The following is a 22776-nucleotide window of genomic DNA, read 5'->3' on the forward strand; positions in this document are numbered from 1 at the left end:
GACGCATGGCAACCGGCACGGTCAAGTGGTTCAACTCGGAAAAGGGCTTCGGCTTCATCGAGCAGGACGGCGGAGGTCCGGACGTGTTCGTCCACTACTCGGCCATTCAATCCGGCGGCTACCGCGAGCTGAACGAGGGCCAGAAGGTCGAGTTCGAGGTGACCCAGGGGCAGAAGGGCCCGCAGGCGGACAACGTCCGCCCGATGTAGCTTCGTGCTGGTGGCGGCGGTCGGTTGTCCGACCGCCGCCGCAGGGCATCTTCAGGCCGGTGCCGCCGGCAGGTCACGGTGCCGCCGCAGCGGCCCGGCCAGCAGGATGAGCGGCGTCAGCGCGAGCCACGCCGTCATCACCCGGATCGCCCCGGCCGGGCCCCACGCGGCGCCCAGCGCGCCGGCCAGCAGGGCGGCGAGCGGGATGGTGCCGTAGTTCAGCAGCTGCATGCTCACGGTCACCCGCCCGAGCAGCCCGTGCGGCGTGTACGTCTGCCGGAAGCTGCCCTTCACCACGTTGCCCACCGCGACGCCCAGGCTGACGAGCGCGCCGCCCAGCACCAGCCAGCCCACCCGGCCGCCGGGGCCGGCCAGCGGGATGAGCAGCGCGGGCGGTCCGGTGAGCGCGCCCGCGACGAGCAGGGCGCGGGCCGAGCCGAGCCGCCGCGCGAGCCCGGTGGCCAGGGCGGCGCCGACGAGCCCGCCCACGCTGGCCAGTCCGATGAGGAGCCCGACCAGCCCGGCGGGCAGCTCGGCGGAGCGGACCAGGAAGACCACCAGCACCGCCTGGTAGCCGGTCAGCCCGATGTTGCTGGCCGCGCCGAAGACCGTCAGCACCCGCAGGTACGGGTCGCGGACCACGAAGCGCAGCCCGTCGGCCACCTCCCGGCGCAGCGAGGACGACCCGGCGGGGCGGTCCGGGCGGTGCTCGACGGCCCGAATACGGCTCAGGCATGCGGCGGAGACCAGGAAGCTGACCGCGTCGAGCAGGACCGCGGTCACCGCGCCGGCGAGCTGGGCGACCAGGCCGGCCAGTCCGGGGCCGACGAGATAGCTCGCGGTCTGCGTGGCGTGCAGCTTGGCGTTGCCCTCGGGCACCTGCTCGGGGCGCAGGAGGGTGGGCAGGTAGACCTGGTCGGCGGTCTCGAAGAACACCCGGGCCAGGCCGGCGCCGAGGGCGACGACCAGGAGCTGGCCGACGGTGAGCAGGTCGAGCAGGGCGGCCAGCGGGACGCTGGCGAACAGCGCCGCCGAGACCAGGTCGGCGGCGATCATCATGGGACGCCGGCGGACCCGGTCGACCCAGGCGCCGGCGGGGAGACCGGCCAGCAGCCAGGGCAGCCAGGCCGCCGCCGTGAGGACCGCCACCTGGAACGTGGTCGCGTCGAGCACGGCCACGGCGACCAGGGGCAGGGCCACGGCGGTCACGTTGCTGCCCACGGCGCTGACGGTCTGCCCGGCCCAGAGCAGCCGGAAGTCGCGGTGCCGGAGCAGGCCGCCGCGCGGCCGGGGGGCGATGTCCGGCGCGGTCACGCCTGCCGGGGCGGTCACGGCTGGCCCGGGACGCCGTGCGCGAACAGGAAGACGGGCTCGCGCCGCTGCCCGTCGTCGGGGACGGGACGGTCGGCCCAGCGGTCGAGGAGGTCGATGACCTCGCGGCTGAGCTGGGCCAGCTCCACGGGGGTCAGGCGCAGCCACTTGTCGGTGCTGAACGGGCCGTCGCCCCAGGCGGCGTGGGCCTCGTCGGGGGCGGCGTGCCAGGCCCGGACAAGGGCGACGTGCCGGTCGAGGTTCAGCGAGCTGGCCGCGTCGGCCACCGCCCGGTCGGCGGGGTCGGCCTCGAAGTCGGCGTTGGACCAGCGCACCCCGCGGTCGCGGAGCCGCCACCAGCGTTCCCGGCGGTCCCGGGCCAGTTCGGGCGCCTCCCGCAGCAGGTCGGCGGCGGCCAGCACCTTGAGGTGGTGGCTGACGTTGGCCGGCGCCTGGGCGGTGCGCTCGGCGAGCTGGCCGACGGTGCACGGGCCGTACACCTTGAGGACGTCCATGAGGCGGCGCCGCAGCGGGTGGGCGAGCGCGGCGAGGACGCGGGAGTCGGTGACCTGCCGGACGGTGGGCTTCTCCATGCGGACAGCGTGACATCCGCAAGAGTTCTTGCGCAATACCTGTTGCTTAATCTTCCGACGGAGCCCGGGGCCGCGGCGCGGCACTCGCCGCGGGGCCGGGCCCGATCAGGCGGTCAGCCGCCGGGACAGCTCGTCGGCGACGTCGCGGGCGATCTGCGGCGGGATCGCCTCGGCGATCTTCTCCGGCGGCAGCCCGGCGAGGACCCCGGTGACGATCTGCTGCTCGTCGGTGAAGTCCCGGTTGGACAGCGCGTCCACCTGGGCCACGAGCGCCGGCCAGGCCCGCGCCATGGTCAGCATCTGCTGCAGCGGCGAGTTCGCCTGGGGCGGGGTGATCAGGCCCGCGGTGTTGACCGGCGAGACGAGCCAGTTGCGCAGGTTCTCCAGGTCGGCCAGGACGTCGCCGACGGTTCGGTTCGGGTTTCCGGTGCTTCTGGTGAGCTTGTCCGTCAACTCCATGTCGGTCTCCGGTTTCGGTGGGGCGATCAGGCCGATCGCGGTCAGGTAGCGCCGGAACAGCGGGGTCTGGTCCCGGTTCGCCTTGGTCGAGTCGCGGAAGAAGCTGACGTGGGTGTGGAACAGGTGGCTGTCGTCCCCGGTGGTGCGCTTGCCCAGCCGGTCCCACCGCTTCACGGTCCTGCCGTCCGGGGAGTAGATGATCTCCCGGATGTCCCTGGCGTCCGTGGCGCCCGCGGCGCACTGCGACACCAGCCAGGTGGAGAAGGTACGCAGGTTGTGCGTGGCGCCGCCGGACGTGACCGAGAACGTCCCGACGTCCAGCGCGGACGCGTGCAGGGTCAGTCCGGAGGAGTCCCGGGTGGACTCCACCACCGAGTAGTCCCTGGGCACCACCCGGTCGGATCCGCAGTGGTAACCACCCCGGTGGTTGGGATCGCCCACGATGCCGACCTCGGCCGGCTCCAGGTCCTGACTCCGTACGGCGTTCTTGTCGACGTTGAGATGGGTGAGCAACAGGTTGCGGACGGCTAACAGGTTCGCCGGAGCCGACGTCATGGGATCTCCCCTCCGGATCGCTGACCGGCAGGGCACGACGATCACTGCGCGTGAAGGCGCACGATCCGGGGACGCGCCCCGCCGGGTAACTGCACGGCACCGGGCACTTGCACCGAGGATATCCACACTGGGCGGTAAATGCCCAGTTCAGAGCACCATCTGGAACTATGGGCCGACCGTGGACGGCGCCGGAACCACCGGCAGCACCAGGGCCGAAGGATGCTCGGGATCGTGCAGGACTTCCCGCCAGCCAGCACGAAGAGTGACGGCGGTGCCGAGCGGCTCACCGGTGCCGGGGTTGCGCGCGTAGCGCGGGTGGGCGCCGCCGGAGACCTGGACGCGGAGCCGGTGTCCGGGCGCGAAGCGGTGCGCGGCCGGCCAGAGGGTGACCGGCACCCGGACCACACCGGACGCGTCGCGCGGGAAGCGTCCGGGCGCGACCCGGACCAGCCCGTCGCAGACGTTCCAGGACCGCCCCCGCCGGTCGACGTCGCAGAGCCGGACGAAGACGTCCAGGTAGGACAGCTCGCTGCGGACGTGGATCTCGGCGTGCACCGGGCCGACCACCTCGACCGGCCCGTCCAGCGGCGCGCCGGTGTACGTCAGCACGTCGGGCCGGGCCTCCACCGGCCGGTTGTCCACCGCGCCGGCCCGCTGGGCGACCAGCAGCGGGCCGCCCAGCGACGGCGTGGGGTCGGCCGGGTCGTAGAAGACCCGGTCGGGTGCGGAGCCGGCCGGCGGCGCGGGGGCCAGCGTGCGGCCGGCGTGCAGGTGCCAGCGGGTCGGCTCGGCCGGTGGGGGCCAGTCGGGCAGGTCACGCCAGCCGCCGCCGGCACCGCCGAGGTGCACCCGGACCGGCGCGCGGCGCGGCGCCGGCCGCCCGGCCAGGTGCTCGTCGAGCCAGTCGAGCCCCTCGCGCAGGGCCGCCACGAGAAGCCCGGGGCTGCCGTGGGTCCACGGGCCGATGGTCAGCCGCGGGCGGGCGCCGGCCGCCCGGAGCCGGACGTAGTCGTCGAGCTGGGCGGGGAGGAAGATGTCCTGCCAGCCGCTCACCATCGCCACCGGCGCGCGAACCTCGGCGATCCGGTCGCCGAAGATGCGGGTCCGCCAGTAGTCGGCGTCCGGCGTGTGGTGGCGCAGCCACTCCTGGAAGAACGGCACGGTCACCCCGGTGGCGACCCGGTCGGCCTCGGCCAGCGGCAGGTGGGCCAGCGCACGGGTGAGACGGGGCTGCCCGCGCTTGAGCTCCCACTGCCGGGCCAGCCAGGGCACGGTCTGCGCCTGGAGCAGCTCCGCCCAGGTGAGCACCGTGTCCAGCGCGAACGACTCGCCCGCGTACGTCGAGTCGCGGGTGGCCGAGGCGGTGACCACGGCGACCATCGCGCGCAGCTCGTCGGCCGCCTCGGCGGCGAGCGCCCACTGCACGAACCCCTGGTAGCTGGCGCCGAACATGCCGAAGGCGCCGGTCCACCAGGGCTGCCGGCGCAGCCAGTCGAGGGTGTCCAGGCCGTCGTCGCGCTCGTGCACCAGCGGGGCGAACTCCCCGCCGGAGCCGTACGTGCCCCGGCAGGACTGGATCACCACGTGGTAGCCGCGCTCGGCCACGAGGCGGCCGAGCAGCCGGACGGGACCACCCCGCCCGTACGGGGTGCGGATCAGCACGCAGGCCGCCCCGGGCAGGTCCGGGGCGTAGTGGTCGGTGCGCAGCGTCACCCCGTCGCGGACCCGGACCGGGAGGTCCCGGGTGACCGTGATCCGCCGGGTCCGGGCGGCGGGCAGCCGCAGCGCCGCCGCGGCGAGCCGGGTGACGAGGCCCTGCACGTTCAGTCCGCGGCGGGTTCCGGCGCGCCGCGGCCGGGCTCGCCCCGGGCCGCGCGCACGGCGTCACGGTGCTCGCGCATCGAGACCACCATCTCGGCCATGAACCGGTGCACGACGGCCAGCTCGTCGTCGCTGAACCGGGCCATCACGTCGTCGGTCCGCCGGCCGAGCGGGCCGAAGAAGCTGCGGGCCAGGTCGGCGCCCCGGTCGGCGTAGTGCAGGAGGACCTTGCGCCGGTCGGCGGTGTCCCGGTCGCGCCGGATGTGCCCGCCTCGCTCGAGCCGGTCGACGAGCGCGGTCACCGAGCCGGAGGAGAGGTGGAGCGCCTCCCCCAGCCGGCCGGGGGTGATCGGGTCACCGAGAAGCTCGGCGTCCATCACCGCGATGAGGGCGTGCAGGTCGGTGGCGTTGAGGCCGTGCAGGCCGGCGAACGCGTGCCCGATGTGCTGCGCGTCCACCGAGTAGCGGCGCAGGTCGTTGGTGATGTCGGCGATCATCCGTCCGCGCGGGTCGTCCCGTCGCCGGTACATGCTCTGCGCGCCCACGTTCCGCCGCCACCCCCCCTGTCCCAACCGGTCCGGTTGCAGCATAGAGCCACCCCGGATAATCTCGCTCATCAAGATACTTGTTTGAAGAGATTCCTCCTCGACCATTCATGTGAGGGCATCCGATGTCACTGTTCACCCGCGTCGTCCGGGGCCGGCTCGCCGCCTGGCTCACCCTGGCCGCCGCGCTCGTCGTCGGCGTGGTCGCCTTCGGGCTGCCGAAGGCGGACAATCCCGATCCCGTCTCCGACACCGGCCTGTCCGTGAAATGGCAGTCGACGCAGGTCGAACGGCTGCAGGACCAGTTGCCCGCCAAGGACTCCCAGACCGCCCTGGTGGTGGTGAGCCGCGCCGACCAGGCTCCGCTCAGCGGCGCGGACCGCGGTGTGCTCGACGGCATCGCGGGCGAGCTGAGCTCGCTCGCCGCCGGCGGGCGGGTCTCCCCCGCTCAGGTTTCCCCGGACGGCACCGTGGCGCTTGTCGCGGTGCCGCTGTCCACCGAGGGCAGCCCACGGGCCGTGGTCGACGAGGTGGAGAAGCTGCGCGAGGCGGTCGGCGACCTGCCCGGTGAGCTGACCGTCGAGGTCACCGGCGGCCCGGCGTTCACCGCCGACCTCGGCAAGGTGTTCGAGGGCGCGGACACGACGCTGCTGCTGGTCACCGCCGCGGTGGTGGCGGTGCTGCTGCTGGTCACCTACCGCAGCCCGTTCCTGTGGCTCGTACCGCTGCTGGTGGTGGGCGCCACCGAGCAGATCACGCTGCGCGTGGTGGAGTCCCTCGTGCCCGCCTTCGGCATCTATCTGCCCAGCGGGCAGGTAACCGGCATCGCCAGTGTGCTGGTGTTCGGCGCCGCGACCAACTACGCCCTGCTGCTCATCGCGCGCTACCGGGAGGAACTGCGCCGGGAGGAGGACCGGTTCGCCGCCATGCGTTCCGCGCTGCGCCGCACCGCCGAGCCGATCCTGGCGAGCGGCAGCACCGTCGTCCTCGGCGTACTCACCCTGCTCCTCTCCGAGCAGGAGACCAACCGGGCGCTCGCCCTGGCCTGCGCCACCGGTGTGATCCTCGCCATGCTCTCCGCCTTGTTCGTGCTTCCCGCCGCCCTGCTGCTGTTCGGCCGGCGCCTGTTCTGGCCGTTCATCCCCCGCGTCGGCAGCGCCGCCCGCGAGGGACGGATCTGGGGCCGCCTGGGCGAGATGGTCGTCCGCCGACCGCTGCCGGTCGCCGCGCTCGCCGTCCTGCTGCTCTCCGGCCTCGCCCTCGGCGGGCTGGGCATCCGCACCGGCCTGTCCGAGACCGAGCAGTTCAGCGAGAAGCCCGAGGCGGTCGCCGGGGCGGAGACGCTCGCGCGGGCGTTCCCGGCCGGCAGCACCCAGCCGGTGGCGGTGCTCACCAACCCGCAGGCCGCCCCCGCGGTCCTTGCCGCCGCCAGCGACGTCGACGGGGTCGCCTCGGCCCGTCCCGGCGCCGCCGGAGACCGGGTCGCCCAGATCGACGTGGTGCTCACCGCCGAGCCCGGCAGCGCCGCCTCCGACCGGGCCGTGGTGGCGCTGCGCGATGCCGTGGCCGCCGTACCGGACTCCGCGCCGCCCGCCGTCCAGGGCGCGGACACTCCCGACGGCGCCCTGGTCGGTGGCCCGGTCGCCGCGACCTACGACTCGAACGAGGCCAACAGCAAGGACCTCCAGCTGATCCTGCCGCTCATCCTGCTGCTGATCGGGGCGGTGCTGGTGCTGCTGCTGCGCGGGCTCCTGGCGCCGCTGCTGCTGGTGCTGACCGTGATCGCCTCGTTCTTCGCCAGCCTCGGCGCGGCCTGGCTGCTCTTCGACCACGTGCTGGACTTCCCGGCACTGGACAGCGGGGTGCTGCTGCTCGCCTTCGTCTTCCTCGTGGCGCTCGGCGTCGACTACAACATTTTCCTGGTCACCCGGGCCCGGGAGGACGCCCGGCGCAGCGGCACCCGCGACGGCATGCTCTCCGCGCTGCGGGTCACCGGCGGCGTCATCACGAGCGCGGGCGTGTTGCTGGCCGCGGTCTTCGCGGTGCTCGGCGTGCTGCCGCTGATCACCCTCACCCAGATCGGGATCATCGTCTGCGTCGGCGTCCTGCTGGACACGCTGCTGGTCCGCACCGTGCTGGTGCCGTCCCTGGCGTTCCTGCTCGGCGACCGGTTCTGGTGGCCGGGGCGGATCGCCCGCGAGCCCGACGCCCCCGCGCAGGCGGCCCCGCCGGCCGTCGCGCCGGCCGCCACGCGGGACTGAGACAGTGCGGGGCCCCGGCGATCCTCCGCCGGGGCCCCGTCTCGTGGGCTCAGTACTCCAGGCAGACGCACTCCGTCATCAGCGCCCGGACGTTGTAGACGTACGTGTCGTTGGGGATCCGCAGCGGCGGTGGCGGCCCGCACGGCGGGCTCTTGCCGGGCTCGCAGTCCGGTGCGACCTTGCCCGGGCCCACGTTGTAGGCGGCGATCACCGCGTTCAGCAGGCAGGACGTCAGCTCGCTGGTGCACAGCGAGGTGTCGAGCCGGTAGTCCGAGCCGAAGTGGGAGTCGCCGATCTTCTTGGTCAGCCAGGCCAGGTAGTTGGCGCCGAGGACCGCGTTGTCCCGGTAGGCGTCGAGTTCGTAGCTCTTCTCGAACCGGTCGTTGACGAACTTCGCGGTCGGCGGCTGGACCTGCATGAGCCCGACGCCGCTGTCGCAGGCGTAGATGTTGGACTGCCAGCCGCTCTCCTGCCAGGCCGTCGCCTTCACCAGGTTGAGCGGCACCTTGATGTCCGGGGCGGACACCGGCCAGTAGGTCTTCGCGGCGGCGTCGGTCAGCGCCTGCTTGACCTGGCCGCGGGTGGCGGCGGTGCCCTTGTAGCTGGGCTTGCAGCCGGTCACCGGGGGCTTCGGGGCGGGCGGCGCCTTCGTCTCGGTCAGCGGCTTCACCGTGGGCCGCGGCGCACCGGCCCGCCCGGTGGTCGGCTTCGCCGTCCGGGAGGCGCTCGGGCTCGGCCGGGCACCCATCGCCGCTTCCGCGGGCGGTTCGTCGCTCGGCAGGTCGGCCGGGTCGTCCGCCGGCGCCTCGACGGGTGCCTCGCTGGGCAGCTCGACGGCCACCTCGCGGGTCGGCTCGTCGCCGCCGCCGCACCCGGTGACCACACTCGCCGCCAGCAGCGCGGCGACCGCCGCCGTGGCCCAGCGGCCCACTCCTCGACGCATCAGACCTCCCCCGTGGTCGTCCGCACCCTAGCAGGGGTCGGCGGGCCGGCGGGGTACCCGCGAGGCCGGCCGGGAGGCCCTCGGCCGCGGCGGTCCGTCCCCTGTGGCCGGTCCGTCCGGGCCGGGCGGCGGGTCGTCCCCGCCGACCGCGTGGTCCCGGGTGGCCCAGGCGACCACGAACACGGTGACCCAGGCCGCACCGAGCAGCACCGAGGTGGCCGTGCCGCTGGCCGTGCTCCACCCCAGGTAGAGCCGGGCGCCGGTGACGGCGACCACGCCGGCCAGCGCGCCCGTCCAGACCGCCACCGCCACCGGCCAGCGGGCGCCCCGGGAGAGCAGCCAGGCCAGGGTGCCGAAGCTCGCCGTGACCACCGCGGTCTGGGTGGGCAGCAGGTCCGGGGCGCCGTCCGGGCCGCCCGGCCCGGTCAGGCCGGCCACCACGACCAGCACCACCAGCGGCACGAACGCTCCCACCGTGCCGAGCACGCTGAGCAGGTCGGCCCGCCAGGGCCGGCTCCGCCAGGCCACCACCGCCGCCACGAGGGCCACCGCGGCGATCAGCAGCCAGCCGCGCAACACCGAGACCGCGCCCAGCGCCGCGTCGGCCACCCCGGGGGTACGCCGGGCGGCGAACCAGTCGGCGACGAGCCCGTCGAGCACCCCCAGCCCGCTGTGCCGGACCACCGCCTCCAGCACCGCCGCGACGGCCAGCCCGGCGGCGAACAGCAGCAGCAGGCCGGCGGCCAGGTTGATCAGCAGCGTCCCGGCCGGGCCGAACCGCATGGCGAGCAGGAAGAACAGCACCCCGTAGCGGGCGCGCAGCCAGCGCAGCGACGGCAGGGCGGCGGCCCGGGCGGCCAGCGCCCGCGCCGGGTCCGGGTTGCGGCCCAGCCAACGGCCGGCCAACACCACGCCGACCAGGCAGACCAGCAGCACGAGCACGGCGCCGGTGGCCCGGCCCAGCAGCCGGGACACCCGCTCGTACGACTCGCCGGCGGCGTAGCCGACCAGCACGGACGCGCCGACCCAGCTCACCACCCCGGCCAGGTTCCACGGCGCGAACCGGCGGTACGGCAGCCCGGCCGCGCCGGCCAGCCGGGGCGCCAGGGTGCGGGCGAAGGCCACCCAGCGGGCCGCCAGCACGCCCCGCCCACCGAGCCGGTCGAGCAGCGAGTCGGCGCGCCGCCACCGGTGCGGCCCGATCCGGGCGCCGAGGCCGGAGGCACGCAGTTTCGGCCCGTACCGCCGGCCGGCGCGGAAGGCGAGTGTGTCTCCGATCACGGCGGCCGCCGTCATGGCCAGCAGCGCCGGAATAATCCGCAGCGTCCCCGCGTAGGCTAAGAAGCCGACCAGCAGCAGGGTCGCCTCGCCCGGCACCAGCAGTCCGAAGATCACCGCGGTCTCGCCCGCGACGATCGTCGCGGCGACCAGGTAGATCAGCAGGGGCGGCAGCTCCTGCAGCCAGTTCAGCAGGTCAGGCATCCGGTTCCCCGCACGGGAGCCAGCATGCCAGTCGCTGAAACGGTCGGGACAGCACTTTCGGCAGAGATCCGGGCGATCTCGGGGTGACCCCCGAGGCGTGCCCCGGCAACCGCAGACAGGAGTATGGAGGGTATGCAGCTTCGCACCGACCTCCGCAACGTCGCCATCATCGCCCACGTCGACCACGGCAAGACGACCCTGGTCGACGCCATGTTGCGGCAGGCCGGCGCCTACGGCGCCCGTGGTGAGACCACCGAGCGGGTCATGGACTCGATGGACCTCGAGCGGGAAAAGGGCATCACCATCCTCGCCAAGAACACCGGCGTGCGCTACCTGCCGGCGGACGGCTCCGACCCGGTCACCATCAACATCATCGACACCCCCGGCCACGCCGACTTCGGTGGTGAGGTCGAGCGCGGCCTGACCATGGTCGACGGGGTGGTGCTGCTGGTCGACGCCAGCGAGGGACCGCTGCCGCAGACCCGCTTCGTGCTCCGCAAGGCCCTCAAGGCCCGGATGCCGATCATCCTGGTGATCAACAAGGTGGACCGCCCCGACGCCCGGATCAAGGAGGTCGTGGACGACACCTACGAGCTCTTCCTCGACCTGGACGCCGACGAGGAGCAGATCGACTTCCCGATCGTCTACGCCTGCGCCCGCGACGGCATCGCCTCGCTGACCCAGCCGGCCGACGGCTCGGTGCCCGACGACAGCCACAACCTGGAGCCGCTGTTCCGCACCCTGCTGGACACCATCCCGGCCCCCGCCTACGAGGAGGACGCGCCGCTGCAGGCGCACGTCACCAACCTCGACGCCTCGCCGTTCCTCGGCCGCCTGGCGCTGTGCCGGGTCCGGCAGGGCACCATCCGCAAGGGCGAAACGGTCGCCTGGTGCCGCACCGACGGCAGCACCCAGCGGGTCCGCATCTCCGAGCTGCTGATGACCGAGGGCCTGGAGCGCAAGCCGGCCGACAGCGCCGGCCCGGGCGACATCATCGCGGTCGCCGGCATCCCGGAGATCATGATCGGCGAGACCCTGGCCGACGCCGAGAACCCGGTCCCGCTGCCGCTGATCACCGTCGACGAGCCGGCCATCTCGATGACCATCGGCACCAACACCTCGCCGCTGGTCGGCCGGGTCAAGGGTGCCAAGGTCACTGCCCGGATGGTCAAGGACCGGCTAGACAAGGAGCTCGTCGGCAACGTCTCGCTGCGGGTGCTGCCCACCGAGCGGCCGGACGCCTGGGAGGTGCAGGGCCGCGGTGAGCTGGCCCTGGCCATCCTGGTCGAGCAGATGCGCCGCGAGTCCTACGAGCTGACCGTCGGCAAGCCGCAGGTGGTGACCAAGGAGATCGACGGGAAGACCTGCGAGCCGGTCGAGCGGCTGACCATCGACGCCCCGGAGGAGTACCTGGGCGCGATCACCCAGCTCCTCGCCACCCGCAAGGGCCGGATGGAGCAGCTGGTCAACCACGGCACCGGCTGGATCCGGATGGAGTGGCTGGTCCCGGCGCGCGGCCTCATCGGCTTCCGCACCGAGTTCCTCACCGACACCCGCGGCACCGGCATCCTGCACCACGTCTTCGAGTCGTACGAGCCGTGGTTCGGCGAGCTGCGCACCCGCCAGAACGGCTCCCTGGTCGCCGACCGGGCCGGCGCGGTGACCTCGTTCGCCATGATCAACCTGCAGGAGCGCGGCCAGCTCTTCGTCGAGCCGACCACCGAGGTGTACGAGGGCATGATCGTCGGCGAGAACTCCCGCTCCGACGACATGGACGTCAACATCACCAAGGAGAAGAAGCTCACCAACATGCGCGCGTCGACCTCGGACGAGACCGAGAAGTTGATCCCGCCGCGCAAGCTGTCGCTGGAGCAGGCCCTGGAGTTCTGCCGCGAGGACGAGTGCGTCGAGGTGACCCCGGCCGCGGTGCGGATCCGCAAGGTGGTGCTGGACCAGACCCAGCGCGGCCGGATGGCCGCCCGCCGCAAGCACGCCGGCTGACGAAACAGCCACCCCGGAGCCCGGACCGCCCCAACCGGCGGACCGGGCTCCACCCTTTCCAGGCCCACGCCCACACCCACGTCCACACCGGTGATCACGTGCGGGCGGGGTGCGGGGCGGGTGGGTTGGTCAGGGTTTGGTGGCCTGGAGGGCCAGGATGTCGGGGATGGGCGTGGAGCCCGACTCCTGGACGCGGTTCAGGGTGAGGCCGGCGGCGGTCACCGCGTTGAGCAGGTCGGCCAGGGGGACGTGCCAGGCGCCCACCCGGGCTCGCACGCCCGTCGGGCTCCAGGCGCGGAAGGTGCGGTCCCGGTCGGCGTACCCGCCGTCGATGACGATGCGGGCCGGGTCGGAGCGGTCGGCGAACGCGCCGGTGAAGCAGGGATGAACCCCCACGTGCACGAAGCGGCCACCGGGAGCCAGGACCCGGGCCGCCTCGGTGATCACCGCCGGGTAGTCCGGCAGGTCGGTGTGCCCGAGTACGCAGGTGACGGCGGGCACGCTCGCAGCGCCGACCGGCAGCCGGGTCGCGTCGCCCCGGGCCACCGGAAGCCGGGTACGGGCGTAGCGCAGCTGCCCGCCGGAGAGGTCGACCCCGACCGGGTCCCAACCCAGCCGGCGCAGCTGCGCGGCGTGCACCCCGGTGCCGCAGCACACGTCGAGGCAGCGGCCCGACCCGTTGCCGAGCAGGTCGGCGATCTGCCGGCGCACCCGGTCCATGTAGTCCGCGGACGTGTCGGTCGCGTACTCCTCGTACCAGTCGGCGATGGCGTCGTACGCGGCAGTCGTCATCTCCGCACGCTAGACCCCGCCCGGCCCGTACCGCAGCCCCGGCGATGATCCGCTACGGTCACCGGCATGACCTGGGAGGATCTCGACGCGCACCTGGACAAGGTGCCCGGCACCGTCTCGGCGTACGTCGGGCGGCTCGGCGCCCCGCCCACCTGGACCCGGCACGCGGACGCCACCCACTACGCGGCCAGCACCATGAAGGTCGCCGTGCTGGTAGCCCTGCACCGCGCCGCCGAGGCCGGCCGGGTCGACCTCGACCGGCCGATCCCGGTGCGCAACAGCTTCGACTCCGCCCTGCCCGGCGCGCCCCGGTTCACCAACGCGCAGCACTACGACAACGACGACGCCGTCTGGGCGCGGGTGGGCGGAACGGCGCCGCTGCGCTGGCTCGCCGAGCGGATGATCATCCGGTCCAGCAACCTGGCCACCAACATCTGCATCGGTCAGGTCGGGCTGCCCGCCGTGGCCGAGGCGTGGACCCTGGCCGGGGCGCGGCACAGCGTCACCGGCCGGGGCATCGAGGACTTCGCGGCCCGCGACTCCGGGATCGACAACCTGGTCACCGCCGCCGACCTGGCCGCGCTGCTCGGCGGGCTGGCGCTCGGCGCGCGCCGGCCCGGCCCGCTCGCCTCACCGGCCGCCTGCGCGGCCATGCTCGACGTGCTGTTCGCCCAGGAACACCGCGAGGACCTCGCCGCCGGGCTGCCCGAGGGGACCCGGATCGCGCACAAGAACGGCTGGGTACGCGGCATCCGGCACGGCGCCGGCGTGGTCTTCCCCGACGACGCCCCGCCGTACGCCGTCGTGGTCTGCACCACCACCGACCTGGCCCACGGCGGCCCGAGCGGCGAGGAGGTCGAGGACGACGCCTGCCGCCTGATCGCCGACGTCTCCGCGCGGGTCTGGGCGGCCCGGCACGACCTGGCCGGGTGACCGCTCAGTCCAGCAGGTTCGCGCGCAGCCCGGCCAGCGTCGCGTCGGTCAGCCCCAGGCCGTCGCGCAGGTACGCGTCGAACGTGCCGTGCACGCGGCGCACCTCGTCGTAGGCGGCGTCCAGGTACTCCGGCCGCACCTCCAGCAGCGGCCGGGCGACCGCCGGGTCCAGGTCCGGCCGGCGGCGGGTCATGGCGGCCAGCAGCACCTCGCGCAGGCTCTCGGTCAGCTCGTTGTGCCGCAGGTAGTCGGCGCGGATCACCGGCTCGTCCACCCCGAGGGCGGTGAGCAGCACCACCGACAGCCAGCCGGTGCGGTCCTTGCCGGCCGAGCAGTGGAACAGCAGCGGCAGGTTCGCCCCGTCGGCGGCCAGCCGCACCGCCGTCCCGAACCCCTCCCGCGCCGACTCCCCGGTGACGAACCAGCGGTAGATGCCCGCCATCGCCCCCGGCATGCCGTCGCGGGCCAACTCCTCGTACGCGTCGAGGTTGTGGCCGAGCAGCACCGCCGAGACGTAGGTGAACACCGGGTGGGCCGAGTCGTAGACCGGCAGGTGCACCACCCGCGGCTCGCCGGCCAGCCGATCGGGCGGGGCGACCGCCTGCTCGGTGGCGTGCCGCAGGTCCACCACGCAGGCCGGGGCGAGCTTGCCCAGCACCGGCAGGTCCTCGTCGGTGAGCCGGCCGAGCGCCGCGGTGCGGATCAGGCGGCCGGCGCGTACCCGCCGCCCGTCCGAGGTGCGCAGCCCGCCCAGGTCACGGGCGTTCGGCGCGCCCACCAGCTCCCAGTCCCGCCCGGTCATCGGCCCTCCCCTGTTCGCCGCCAGCTCCGTATAGGGTGCCGCACATGACGATCGCGGCGGTACGCACCCACCGGCTCTCGGCCCCCTTACACACCCCGTTCGTCACCGCGCTGCGCCGCACCACCACCGTGGACACCCTGGTCGTCGAGGTGGTGGACACCGACGGGCGGTCGGGCTTCGGCGAGGCCCCGCAGGTCTGGCAGGTGACCGGCGCGTCGATCGCCGGCGCCGAGGCGTGCGTCCAGCACCTCCTCGGGCCGCTGCTGACCGGGCGGGACGCCGACGACCTCCAGGCCCGCTGCGCCGAGGTGCGCCGCGCCGTGGTGGGCAACGAGTCGGCCCGGGCCGCCATCGACGTGGCGCTGCACGACCTGGCCGCGCGGCGGCTCGGCGTACCCCTGGTGCGGTTGCTCGGCGGCACCGCGCTGCGCGTCCCGACGGACGTCACCCTGGCCGCCGGCGACGCGGTGGACCTGGCCGCGGCGGCCACCCGGCGCCGGGCCGAGGGGTTCACCGTGCTGAAGCTCAAGGTCGGCACCGACGCGCGGGGCGACCTGGACCGGGTGCGCGCGGTCCGTGCCGCGGTCGGGCCCGAGGTGCGGATCCGGCTGGACGCCAACCAGGGCTGGACCCCGCGCGAGGCGGTCCGGGTGATCCGCGGCATCGAGGACGCCGGGCTCGACGTCGAGCTGGTCGAGCAGCCGGTGCACCGGCGGGACCTGGACGGGCTGGCCTGGGTCAGCGACCGGGTGGAGCTGCCGATCCTCGCCGACGAGTCGGTCTTCGACCTGCGCGACCTGGTCGAGGTGATCCGCCGCCGGGCGGCCGACATGGTCAACGTCAAGCTGGCCAAGTGCGGCGGTCTGCACACCGCCCGGAGCCTGCTGGACCTGGCCGCCGCGCACGGCATGGGCACCATCGTCGGTTCCATGATGGAGAGCCAGGTGGGCCTGGGCGCGGCGGCGAGCCTGGTCGCGGCCTACGGCACCACGGCCGTGTCGGACCTCGACGCCGCCTGGTGGCTGGCCTGGTCGCCGGTCGCCGGCGGGATCCGGTACGACGGCGCGACCGTCGTGCTGCCGGACGCCCCGGGGCTCGGCATCGCCAACGTGAATGAAGCAAAGGTTCAGGCGCGTGGTTGAGCGCCGGTGGAATTTTTCATAAGGTCGTGAGGTGGGGGTGGGCATGGAGGTTCAACCGGGCCGCGAGGCCGTCGTCCGGGTCCCGGTGGCGACCCTCTGGACCACCCCCGAGGCGGTCCGTCCCGTCGACCGCCCCGCGCTGGGCGATCCGCCGGACGTCGCCGCCTGGATCGCCGGCATGGACCGCGACCAGCAGGTCGGCGACTGCGTCCTGACGCAACTGCTGCTCGGCGAGCGGGTGCTGGTCACCGAGCTGCGCGCGGACGGCTGGGCACACGTCGTCGCCCTGGCGCAGCCCGCCGCCAAGCTCGACGTACGCGGCTATCCGGGGTGGCTGCCCGCCGCCCAGCTCACCGCACCGGCGGAGCCCGGCCCACCGGCCACCCCGCTGGTCGTGGACGCCGTCCACACCGCGCTGCACGCCGCCCCCGGCGGCCCGCCGGCCCTTTCCGGCGTGGTCCTCGGCACCCGCCTCACCCCGGCCGGGCGGCCCGTGGACGGCTGGCGGCCGGTGCTCGCGCCCGGTCGGGCCGAGCCGCTCTGGGCCCCGGAGGGCGACCTGGTCCCGTTGCCCGGCGAGCGGCCGGAGGCCAAGGAGGCGCTCGCCCTCGCCGAGCGGCTGCGCGACCTGATCTACATCTGGGGCGGGCTGTCCACCGACGGCATCGACTGCTCGGGCCTCGTGCACCTGGCCTGGCGCCGGTACGGCCTGACCCTGCCCCGGGACGCCGACGACCAGGCCGAGGCGACCACTCCCCTGGCGCTGGGCGAGGAACGCCCCGGTGACCTCTACTTCTTCGCCCGGCCGGGCCGGCGCATCCACCACGTCGGCATCGTCAGCACCGAGCCGCAGGGCGAGATCCGGCGGATGCTGCACGCCTGCTACGTGAAACGCCGGGTCGTCGAGGAGCGGCTCCCCCCGGACCGGGAGGCCACCCTGGTCGGCGCCCACCGGATCTGACCCCCCGTACGCCGAAAGGGGCGCCCCCGAACTCGGGGGCGCCCCTTTTCGCGCGGTCCGGTCAGCGACGGGCCTCGGCCAGCTCGCGGCGCCGGTCCCGGGACGACTTCAGCAGGCTGGCCGCCGTGGCGGCGGCAAGGGTGCCCAGGATGACGGTGAGCGACAGCCAGATGGGAATGTGCGGGGCCCAGGCCACATGGTCGCCGCCGTTGACGAACGGCAGGTTGTTGTCGGCGAGGGCCTCCAGGACCAGCTTGACCCCGATGAAGCCGAGCACCACGGCCAGGCCGTAGCTGAGGTAGATCAGCCGGTCCAGCAGGCCGCCGAGCAGGAAGTAGAGCTGCCGCAGCCCCATCAGCGCGAACACGTTCGCGGTGAAGACCAGGTACGGCTCCTGGGTGATGCCGAAGATCGCCGGGATCGAGTCGAGGGCGAAGATCAGGTCGGTGGTGCCGATCGCGATCATCACGATCAGCATCGGCGTGAACAGCCGCCGCCCGTTCTCGTGGGTGGTCATCCGCGCACCGTCGAAGTCGCGGGACAGCGGCAGCGCCTTGCGGCTCCACCGGATCAGCAGGTTCTCGCTGAACTCGTCCTCGTCCGGCTCCCCCTGGCGGGCCAGGTTGACCGCCGTGTAGATCAGGAACGCGCCGAAGATGTAGAACACCCAGGAGAACTGGGAGATCAGCGCCGCGCCGGCGGCGATGAAGCCGCCCCGCATGACCAGCGCCAGCAGGATGCCGATGAGCAGCACCTTCTGCTGGTACTGCCGGGGCACCCCGAAGCGGGCCATGATGATCACGAAGACGAAGAGGTTGTCCACCGAGAGGCTGTACTCGGTGAGCCACCCGGTGTAGAACTGGCCCGCGACGCTGGGGCCCGAGGCGAGCCACAGCCCCGCCCCGAAGATCAGGGCCAGCCCCACGTACAGGCCGACCCACAGGCTCGACTCGCGGACGCTGGGTTCGTGCGGGCGGCGACCGATGATGAACAGGTCGACCAGCAGGACCGCGGTCATCGCGACCAGGGTTCCCGCCCACACCCATCCGGACACGTTCAAATCCATCCTCCGGCAGACACACAGCGTCGGGCACACCGTACGCCGGGTGAGGGGCCGGGGTGCGTCGACGCTGACTCTGGTGACTGTCGGAGGTCTCTTCCGCCAGCGGCCCGGGGTGCGGGTCGCTGACCGGCGGAGCCGGGTCGTGCCACCGGGGGGCCGGGGCTCTTCCGTGCTGACGACTCCGTCGCGGGGGAATACTCCCCTCCTCGGCCGCCATTGTTCACCATCGGCCCGGGTCGCCGCATCTTCGGGGGTCCCGTTTGCCAGGGTAAGAGTCTTCCGGTGTGGGCGAGGTCTCGCGGCGCAGGGCGTCCTAGGAGGCTAGGTGTCCAGGTTTCGACCCCTGTGGCTTCTGCGCGTCACGGCGCCGGGAGCAGCGGGTCGGTGAACGACCAGCCGGCGGCCAGCAGGGCGTCACAGGCCGCGACGGCCGCCGCCAGCCGCTCCTCGTGCGGGCCGCGCAGCTCGACCACCGGCACCCCGCAGCCGGCCAACTCCTCCCGGAACCGCCCGGTCATCCAGGCCCGCAGGTGCTCACCGTCGCGCAGACCGTCGTCGGCGAAGGGCACCCCCTCGTGGCCGGTCAGCAGGTACAGCGCCGGCCGGCGGGCCGCCGACCGGACCGCCTCCGACGAGGACCCGAGGTAGCGCTCCTCCCAGATCGCGGTGGCCCGCGCGTCGGTGTCGCAGAACAGCAGCGGGCCGCTGGTCCGGGCCGCCGCGTCCTCGGCGGCCTGCTGCTCGCGGACCACCTCGACGAAGTCGGCCCGGTCCCACGTGACGTCGAAGATCGTCGCCTCCGGCCGGACGCGGCGCAGCCCGGCGAGCTTGCGCTCGGTCAGCTCGCGGCCGTACTCCGGGACCCAGGGGGTGCCGTAGTGGGCGGCCAGCGCCGCCGCCATCGTCGTGGTGCCGGTCGACTCGGCACCCACCACCACGACCCGGCGGACCAGCCAGGCCCGCACCGGCGGGCTCAGGCGCCGCCAGTGCGCCACCGGATCCGCGCGCACGGCGGTGCCGGAAACCGGCACGGCCCGCCGGTCCAGGTCCACGCAGACCGCGACCGCGCCGAAACGACGGGCCAACTCCTCGCCGTACGCCTCCGAGGAGAACACCGCGTCCACCGGCTCCCCGCCCAGCGCGTCGGCGAACACCGCGCAGTGCAGGTCCCAGATCGCCGGGTCGGCGTAGTCCACGGGGTGGTCGTCGTACCGGCCGGCGAACCGCACCCAGGGCGTGTCGGCGTGCGCCTCGCGCAGCCAGGCGAGCCGCAGGTCGAGCGGGATCGACTCGCGCCGGGACGGCGCGACCACGACCGTGACCGCCGCGCACCGGGCCGCGGCCGCCTCGATCAGCGCGTGGTGCCCGGCGTGCGGCGGATAGAACTTGCCCACCACCAGGCCGTGCCGGAACTGCCGACCCGGCTCGCTCGCCGCGCTCACGCCGCGACGGGCGCCGGGCCGGGCGGCACCGGCGTCGCCGCCGAGCGCCGGCGCAGGTCCGCCCGCCACTCCCGCAGCCCGACCACGCAGAGCGCCAGGAAGATCAGGTAGAGGCCGCCGGTCAACCAGAGTCCCTTGTACGCGTAGAGCGGGATGTAGATCAGGTCGGCGGCGATCCACAGCCACCAGCTCTCCACCAGCTTGCGGGTCTGACCGTACGTGGCCAGCAGCGACAGCGCGGTGGTGACCGCGTCGGCCAGCGGCACCGTGGAGTCGGTGGCCCGGTCCAGCAGCGCCCAGAGCCCGGCGGTGAGCAGCACCCCGGCCACGCCGAGCGCCCACCACTCCCGCCGGCCGGTGCGGGCCACGGTCAGCCGGCTGCGCCGCTCCCCGCCGAAGAGCCAGTGCCACCAGCCGTAGAGGCCGAGGACGACGTAGACGATCTGGAGGCCGGCGTCGGCGTACAGGCCGGCGGTCCAGAACAGCAGCATCAGCAGCAGCACGTTGGCGATGCCGATCGGCCAGTTGGCGATGTGCTGCCGGGCCACCAGCCAGACGTTGACCACACCGGTGGCGAAGCCGAGCAGCTCCGCCCAGGTGGTGCCGGCGCCCAGGACGGTGAACGCCGTGGCGGTGAGCCAGTCGAGCATGAGTCCCTCCCCCGTTTCCCGAGCGACCACCCTAGAGGGGGTGTGGCGCGGGGAACAGCCCCCGGGACGTACCGGCCGGCGGCCGGCGTGCGAGGCTTCGGGCATGGTTCTTGAGGTCGCGCTCATCGACATCACGCCCGGGAACGAGGACGACTTCGCCGCCGCGTACGCGAAGGCGCACCCCATCCTCGCCGGCACCGAGGGCTGCCGCTCCGTGCGGATGACCCGCGGCGTGGAGTCGCCGTCCCGGTTCGTGCTGCTGGTCGAGTGGGACTCGGTCGAGGCGCACGACGTCAACTTCCGGCAGAGCGAACGCTTCGGGCGGTGGCGGGAACTGATCGGCCCCTACTTCGCCGGCCCGCCCCTGGTCGAGCACTTCGTCGACGTGCCGGCCTGAGCTGTCGTACCCCTGACATAGCCTGCGCTCGACGCGCCGGCCACCGGTCCCGACGGTAATTCGGGGGCGCCGGGCCCGGTGACCGCGCGTCAACCGTTGCCCTTTGGCCGGGAGAGGGTTCCGCTCCGCTCAGTCGGGCTCGTGGGGTTCGCGGGGCCGGGGCACCGGCGCGGGCCCGAGCCGCCGGGTCAGCAGCTCCGCCGTCTCCTCCTCCGGCAGCGCCACCACGAGCAGCCAGTCGATCAGCTGCTCGTAGCGGGCGACGTCCGCCTCCGCCACCAGCCGCAGGTCGGTGGTGAGCGTCTCCACCAGCACGGTGCGGGGATCGGCCGGATCCGGGTAGGCGTAGTAGGAGAACGGCGCGAGCGGGTGCAGGTCGCCGTGGGGGGACGCGTCGCGGGGCAGCAGCCGGATCGTCACGTGCGGCCGTTCGGCGAGGACGGCCAGGTGCCGCATCTGATCCCGCCAGACCTCGGTGGGCAGGCCGCCCGGGTCGCAGGCGCGCTCGTCGATCAGCGCCGTGTAGTGCGGCGGATCGGGCCGGCGCAGCACCTCCTGGCGCACCGCGCGGGCACGGACGTCGGCCTCGACGTCCACGTCGTCGGCTAGCAACGCGCCGGCCGACACGCGCAGCCGGGCGTACTCGGGGGTCTGGAGCAGCCCGGGCACCAGCACCGGCTGGTAGTCCACGATGCGGACGGCGCCCGCCTCCAACTCCGCGTACGCCCGCTGCCGCTCCCCCATCTCGCCCAGCGCCCGGGACCAGCCGCGGCCGGTGGCGGCGTCCCGCGCGATGACGATCAGCTCGTCCCGCTGGTGGGGTGGCACGCCGTAGACGTCGAGCAGGTCGAGCACGTCGGCCAGGTCCGGCCGGCTCTGCCCCAGCTCGATGCGGGACAGCTTCGATGTGGACGCCCAGCCGAGCCGGCCGCACACCTGCTCCAGGGTGAGCGACTCCCGGCGGCGCAGCCGGCGCAGCTCGGCGCCGAGCCGCACCCGCCGGACCACAGGACTTGCTGACAACGGCATGTGCGCCTCCCCACCGTGGGAGAGTACGCATCACCGTCACTCAGGGCAATACCTTGCTCGCACAGAGCTATCAGGCGGCCGTCAGGGTCGGTAGGTGCCGAAGGACCAGACCAGCCCGGCCGGATCGCGGGCCACGTAGTCGCGGGAGCCGTAGTCGGTGTCGAAGGGCGGCCGGACGATCTCCGCCCCGGCCGCCCGGGCCCGCTCGTGGTGCGCGTCGACGTCGTCGACGGCCACGTAGACGCGGTAGTCGTCGTCGGCGGGCCGGGTCGCCGGTGCCGGCCCCGGACCGAGCATGACGAGGCCGTCGCCGAAGCCGAGCTCGGCGTGCCGCACGGCGCCGTCGGGCCCCTCGTGCACCTCGTGGACGGTGAGGCCGAACGCGGACCGGAGGAAGTCGACGGCGGCGCGGGCGTCGGGATACCGGAGGACCGGGTAGATGCTTCGCATGGCCCGAGTCTGCCGCCGCGACGGTCAGGTCGGATTGGACGAATGCGATCCGGGCCCGGCCAGCGCCGCGGGCGTGGCCCCGGAGAACTCACGGAACTCCCGGATCAGGTGCGACTGGTCGTAGTAGCCGAACCGCACCGCCAGGTCGGCCCACCCGACCTCGCCCCGGCCGCCGTCCGCCCGCCGGCCACTCGGGGGCGGGGCGAGCGAGGTGCCCGCGGGCGCGTCCGCGCCGCCGGTCGGTGCGGGGACCAGCGTGCGGCCCACCATCGCGTACGCCCGCTGGAAGCGCAGCAGCCGCGCGACGGTCTTCGGCGGGAGGCCGAACTCCCGCCGGAACCGGACCGCCAGGTGGCGGCGGCTCCAGCCGACCTCCCCGGCCAGCGCGCCGACGCCCAGCCCGCCGCCGCTGCGGTCGAGCAGCCGCCAGGCCCGCACCAGGCGCGCATCGATGGGCCCGGTCAGAGCCAGCCGGGCGGCGAGCGCCGCGTCGAGGCGGGCGAACCGGCCCGCCCAGTCGGGCAGGTCGGCCAGCTCGTCGCGGAGCCGGACCAGCCAGCCGTCGAGCCGGTCGACCGGGACCGCCCGGTTGGCCAGCTCGCCCAGCGGCAGCCCGAGCAGCCGGCGGGCGGCCGGAGCGGTCAGCAGCACCTGCACCCCGACGCCCTCGCCGGCCGTGCGGGTCGCGCACCAGCCGTCGAACGGGCCGGCCAGGAAGGCGCTCGTCCCGTGCGCGCCCCGGTCGGCGGCGCGCGGGTCGGTGACGTCGAGCGGAGCGCCCCACCCGAGGATCAGCACCACGAAGGCGCCGGCCGCCTCCCGGCGCACGAGCGGGCCGACCGCGTGCTCGCGGTAGCCCAGGTAGCGGTCCACGTAGGGCCGGAGCCGGGGATCGGGGAGCCCGATCACCGCCTCGGTGAGCACGCCGGCCTCCC

22 protein-coding genes are annotated in these 22776 nt (G+C 74.1%); 7 read left to right on the plus strand and 15 right to left on the minus strand.

Going from position 1 to position 22776, the window contains the following annotated elements:
* The first annotated feature begins 5 nt into the window (after window positions 1–5).
* Window positions 6–209: a cold-shock protein gene (locus ACQP12_RS23840; RefSeq protein WP_091059998.1), complete on the plus strand. Its 204-nt coding sequence runs from the start codon at window positions 6–8 to the stop codon at window positions 207–209.
* 51 nt (window positions 210–260) lie between these two features.
* On the opposite strand, the gene ACQP12_RS23845 is transcribed toward ACQP12_RS23840, so the two are convergent.
* The 5 genes from ACQP12_RS23845 to ACQP12_RS23865 all read right to left on the minus strand — a co-directional run bounded on the left by ACQP12_RS23845 (window position 261) and on the right by ACQP12_RS23865 (window position 5478).
* On the minus strand, window positions 261–1541 hold the full coding sequence (locus ACQP12_RS23845; protein ID WP_433282164.1) for an MFS transporter: 1281 nt from the start codon (window positions 1539–1541) through the stop codon (window positions 261–263).
* Complete coding sequence (locus tag ACQP12_RS23850; RefSeq protein WP_433282166.1) at window positions 1538–2113, minus strand: ArsR/SmtB family transcription factor; 576 nt, start codon at window positions 2111–2113, stop codon at window positions 1538–1540. Before ACQP12_RS23850 ends, ACQP12_RS23845 begins: the two co-directional genes overlap by 4 nt.
* Before the next feature lie 105 nt (window positions 2114–2218).
* Entirely contained in the window at window positions 2219–3127 is a 909-nt protein-coding gene (locus tag ACQP12_RS23855) for a hypothetical protein (protein ID WP_433282168.1), read from the minus strand.
* 165 nt (window positions 3128–3292) lie between these two features.
* Entirely contained in the window at window positions 3293–4948 is a 1656-nt protein-coding gene (locus ACQP12_RS23860; protein WP_433282170.1) for a CocE/NonD family hydrolase, read from the minus strand.
* Between the two features lie 2 nt (window positions 4949–4950).
* Window positions 4951–5478 (minus strand): MarR family winged helix-turn-helix transcriptional regulator, encoded by a 528-nt coding sequence (locus tag ACQP12_RS23865; protein ID WP_433289411.1) that lies wholly within the window; start codon window positions 5476–5478, stop codon window positions 4951–4953.
* Window positions 5479–5618: 140 nt separating this feature from the next.
* On the opposite strand from ACQP12_RS23865, the gene ACQP12_RS23870 reads away from it, so the two are divergent.
* Entirely contained in the window at window positions 5619–7754 is a 2136-nt protein-coding gene (locus ACQP12_RS23870) for an MMPL family transporter (protein WP_433282172.1), read from the plus strand.
* Between the two features lie 49 nt (window positions 7755–7803).
* Here ACQP12_RS23870 and ACQP12_RS23875 read toward each other — a convergent pair whose 3' ends face one another.
* Entirely contained in the window at window positions 7804–8697 is an 894-nt protein-coding gene (locus tag ACQP12_RS23875) for a transglycosylase SLT domain-containing protein (protein ID WP_433282174.1), read from the minus strand.
* 27 nt (window positions 8698–8724) lie between these two features.
* On the minus strand, window positions 8725–10179 hold the full coding sequence (locus tag ACQP12_RS23880) for a DedA family protein (protein ID WP_433282176.1): 1455 nt from the start codon (window positions 10177–10179) through the stop codon (window positions 8725–8727).
* 132 nt (window positions 10180–10311) lie between these two features.
* On the opposite strand from ACQP12_RS23880, the gene typA reads away from it, so the two are divergent.
* Complete coding sequence (typA, locus tag ACQP12_RS23885; protein WP_357949974.1) at window positions 10312–12180, plus strand: translational GTPase TypA; 1869 nt, start codon at window positions 10312–10314, stop codon at window positions 12178–12180.
* Window positions 12181–12309: 129 nt separating this feature from the next.
* Here typA and ACQP12_RS23890 read toward each other — a convergent pair whose 3' ends face one another.
* Entirely contained in the window at window positions 12310–12972 is a 663-nt protein-coding gene (locus ACQP12_RS23890; protein ID WP_433282178.1) for a class I SAM-dependent methyltransferase, read from the minus strand.
* A 66-nt stretch (window positions 12973–13038) separates the two neighbouring features.
* Between ACQP12_RS23890 and ACQP12_RS23895 the strand changes: the two genes are divergently transcribed.
* Window positions 13039–13905: a serine hydrolase gene (locus ACQP12_RS23895; protein WP_433282180.1), complete on the plus strand. Its 867-nt coding sequence runs from the start codon at window positions 13039–13041 to the stop codon at window positions 13903–13905.
* Between the two features lie 4 nt (window positions 13906–13909).
* Here ACQP12_RS23895 and ACQP12_RS23900 read toward each other — a convergent pair whose 3' ends face one another.
* Window positions 13910–14707: a tyrosine-protein phosphatase gene (locus ACQP12_RS23900; RefSeq protein ID WP_433282182.1), complete on the minus strand. Its 798-nt coding sequence runs from the start codon at window positions 14705–14707 to the stop codon at window positions 13910–13912.
* A 44-nt stretch (window positions 14708–14751) separates the two neighbouring features.
* On the opposite strand from ACQP12_RS23900, the gene ACQP12_RS23905 reads away from it, so the two are divergent.
* Window positions 14752–15849 (plus strand): mandelate racemase/muconate lactonizing enzyme family protein, encoded by a 1098-nt coding sequence (locus ACQP12_RS23905; RefSeq protein ID WP_433282184.1) that lies wholly within the window; start codon window positions 14752–14754, stop codon window positions 15847–15849.
* A gap of 43 nt (window positions 15850–15892) precedes the next feature.
* Entirely contained in the window at window positions 15893–16810 is a 918-nt protein-coding gene (locus tag ACQP12_RS23910; protein WP_357949987.1) for an NlpC/P60 family protein, read from the plus strand.
* Window positions 16811–16871: 61 nt separating this feature from the next.
* Here ACQP12_RS23910 and ACQP12_RS23915 read toward each other — a convergent pair whose 3' ends face one another.
* From ACQP12_RS23915 to pnuC, 3 genes are all read right to left on the minus strand, one after another.
* Window positions 16872–17870: a TerC family protein gene (locus ACQP12_RS23915; RefSeq protein ID WP_357949990.1), complete on the minus strand. Its 999-nt coding sequence runs from the start codon at window positions 17868–17870 to the stop codon at window positions 16872–16874.
* Between the two features lie 362 nt (window positions 17871–18232).
* Window positions 18233–19315, minus strand: coding sequence for an AAA family ATPase (locus ACQP12_RS23920; RefSeq protein WP_433282186.1), 1083 nt, complete (start codon window positions 19313–19315; stop codon window positions 18233–18235).
* Window positions 19312–19965, minus strand: coding sequence for a nicotinamide riboside transporter PnuC (gene pnuC, locus ACQP12_RS23925; protein ID WP_387117454.1), 654 nt, complete (start codon window positions 19963–19965; stop codon window positions 19312–19314). The genes ACQP12_RS23920 and pnuC overlap by 4 nt, the downstream gene beginning before the upstream one ends.
* Before the next feature lie 103 nt (window positions 19966–20068).
* Here pnuC and ACQP12_RS23930 point away from each other — a divergent pair, with 103 nt between their 5' ends.
* Window positions 20069–20362, plus strand: a complete 294-nt coding sequence (locus ACQP12_RS23930) for an antibiotic biosynthesis monooxygenase family protein (RefSeq protein WP_433282189.1) — start codon at window positions 20069–20071, stop codon at window positions 20360–20362.
* Window positions 20363–20491: 129 nt separating this feature from the next.
* Here ACQP12_RS23930 and ACQP12_RS23935 read toward each other — a convergent pair whose 3' ends face one another.
* The 3 genes from ACQP12_RS23935 to ACQP12_RS23945 form a co-directional block, all read right to left on the minus strand.
* Window positions 20492–21391, minus strand: a complete 900-nt coding sequence (locus tag ACQP12_RS23935) for a DUF5753 domain-containing protein (RefSeq protein WP_433282191.1) — start codon at window positions 21389–21391, stop codon at window positions 20492–20494.
* An 81-nt stretch (window positions 21392–21472) separates the two neighbouring features.
* Window positions 21473–21841 carry a VOC family protein gene (locus tag ACQP12_RS23940; RefSeq protein ID WP_433282193.1) on the minus strand — a complete coding sequence of 123 codons (369 nt, stop codon included), beginning with the start codon at window positions 21839–21841 and terminating at the stop codon, window positions 21473–21475.
* 24 nt (window positions 21842–21865) lie between these two features.
* On the minus strand, window positions 21866–22765 hold the full coding sequence (locus ACQP12_RS23945) for a helix-turn-helix domain-containing protein (RefSeq protein WP_433282194.1): 900 nt from the start codon (window positions 22763–22765) through the stop codon (window positions 21866–21868).
* Window positions 22766–22776 lie beyond the last annotated feature (11 nt).

Origin of the sequence: Micromonospora sp. CA-244673, assembly GCF_050948395.1 — a bacterium.
Lineage (GTDB): Bacteria > Actinomycetota > Actinomycetes > Mycobacteriales > Micromonosporaceae > Micromonospora.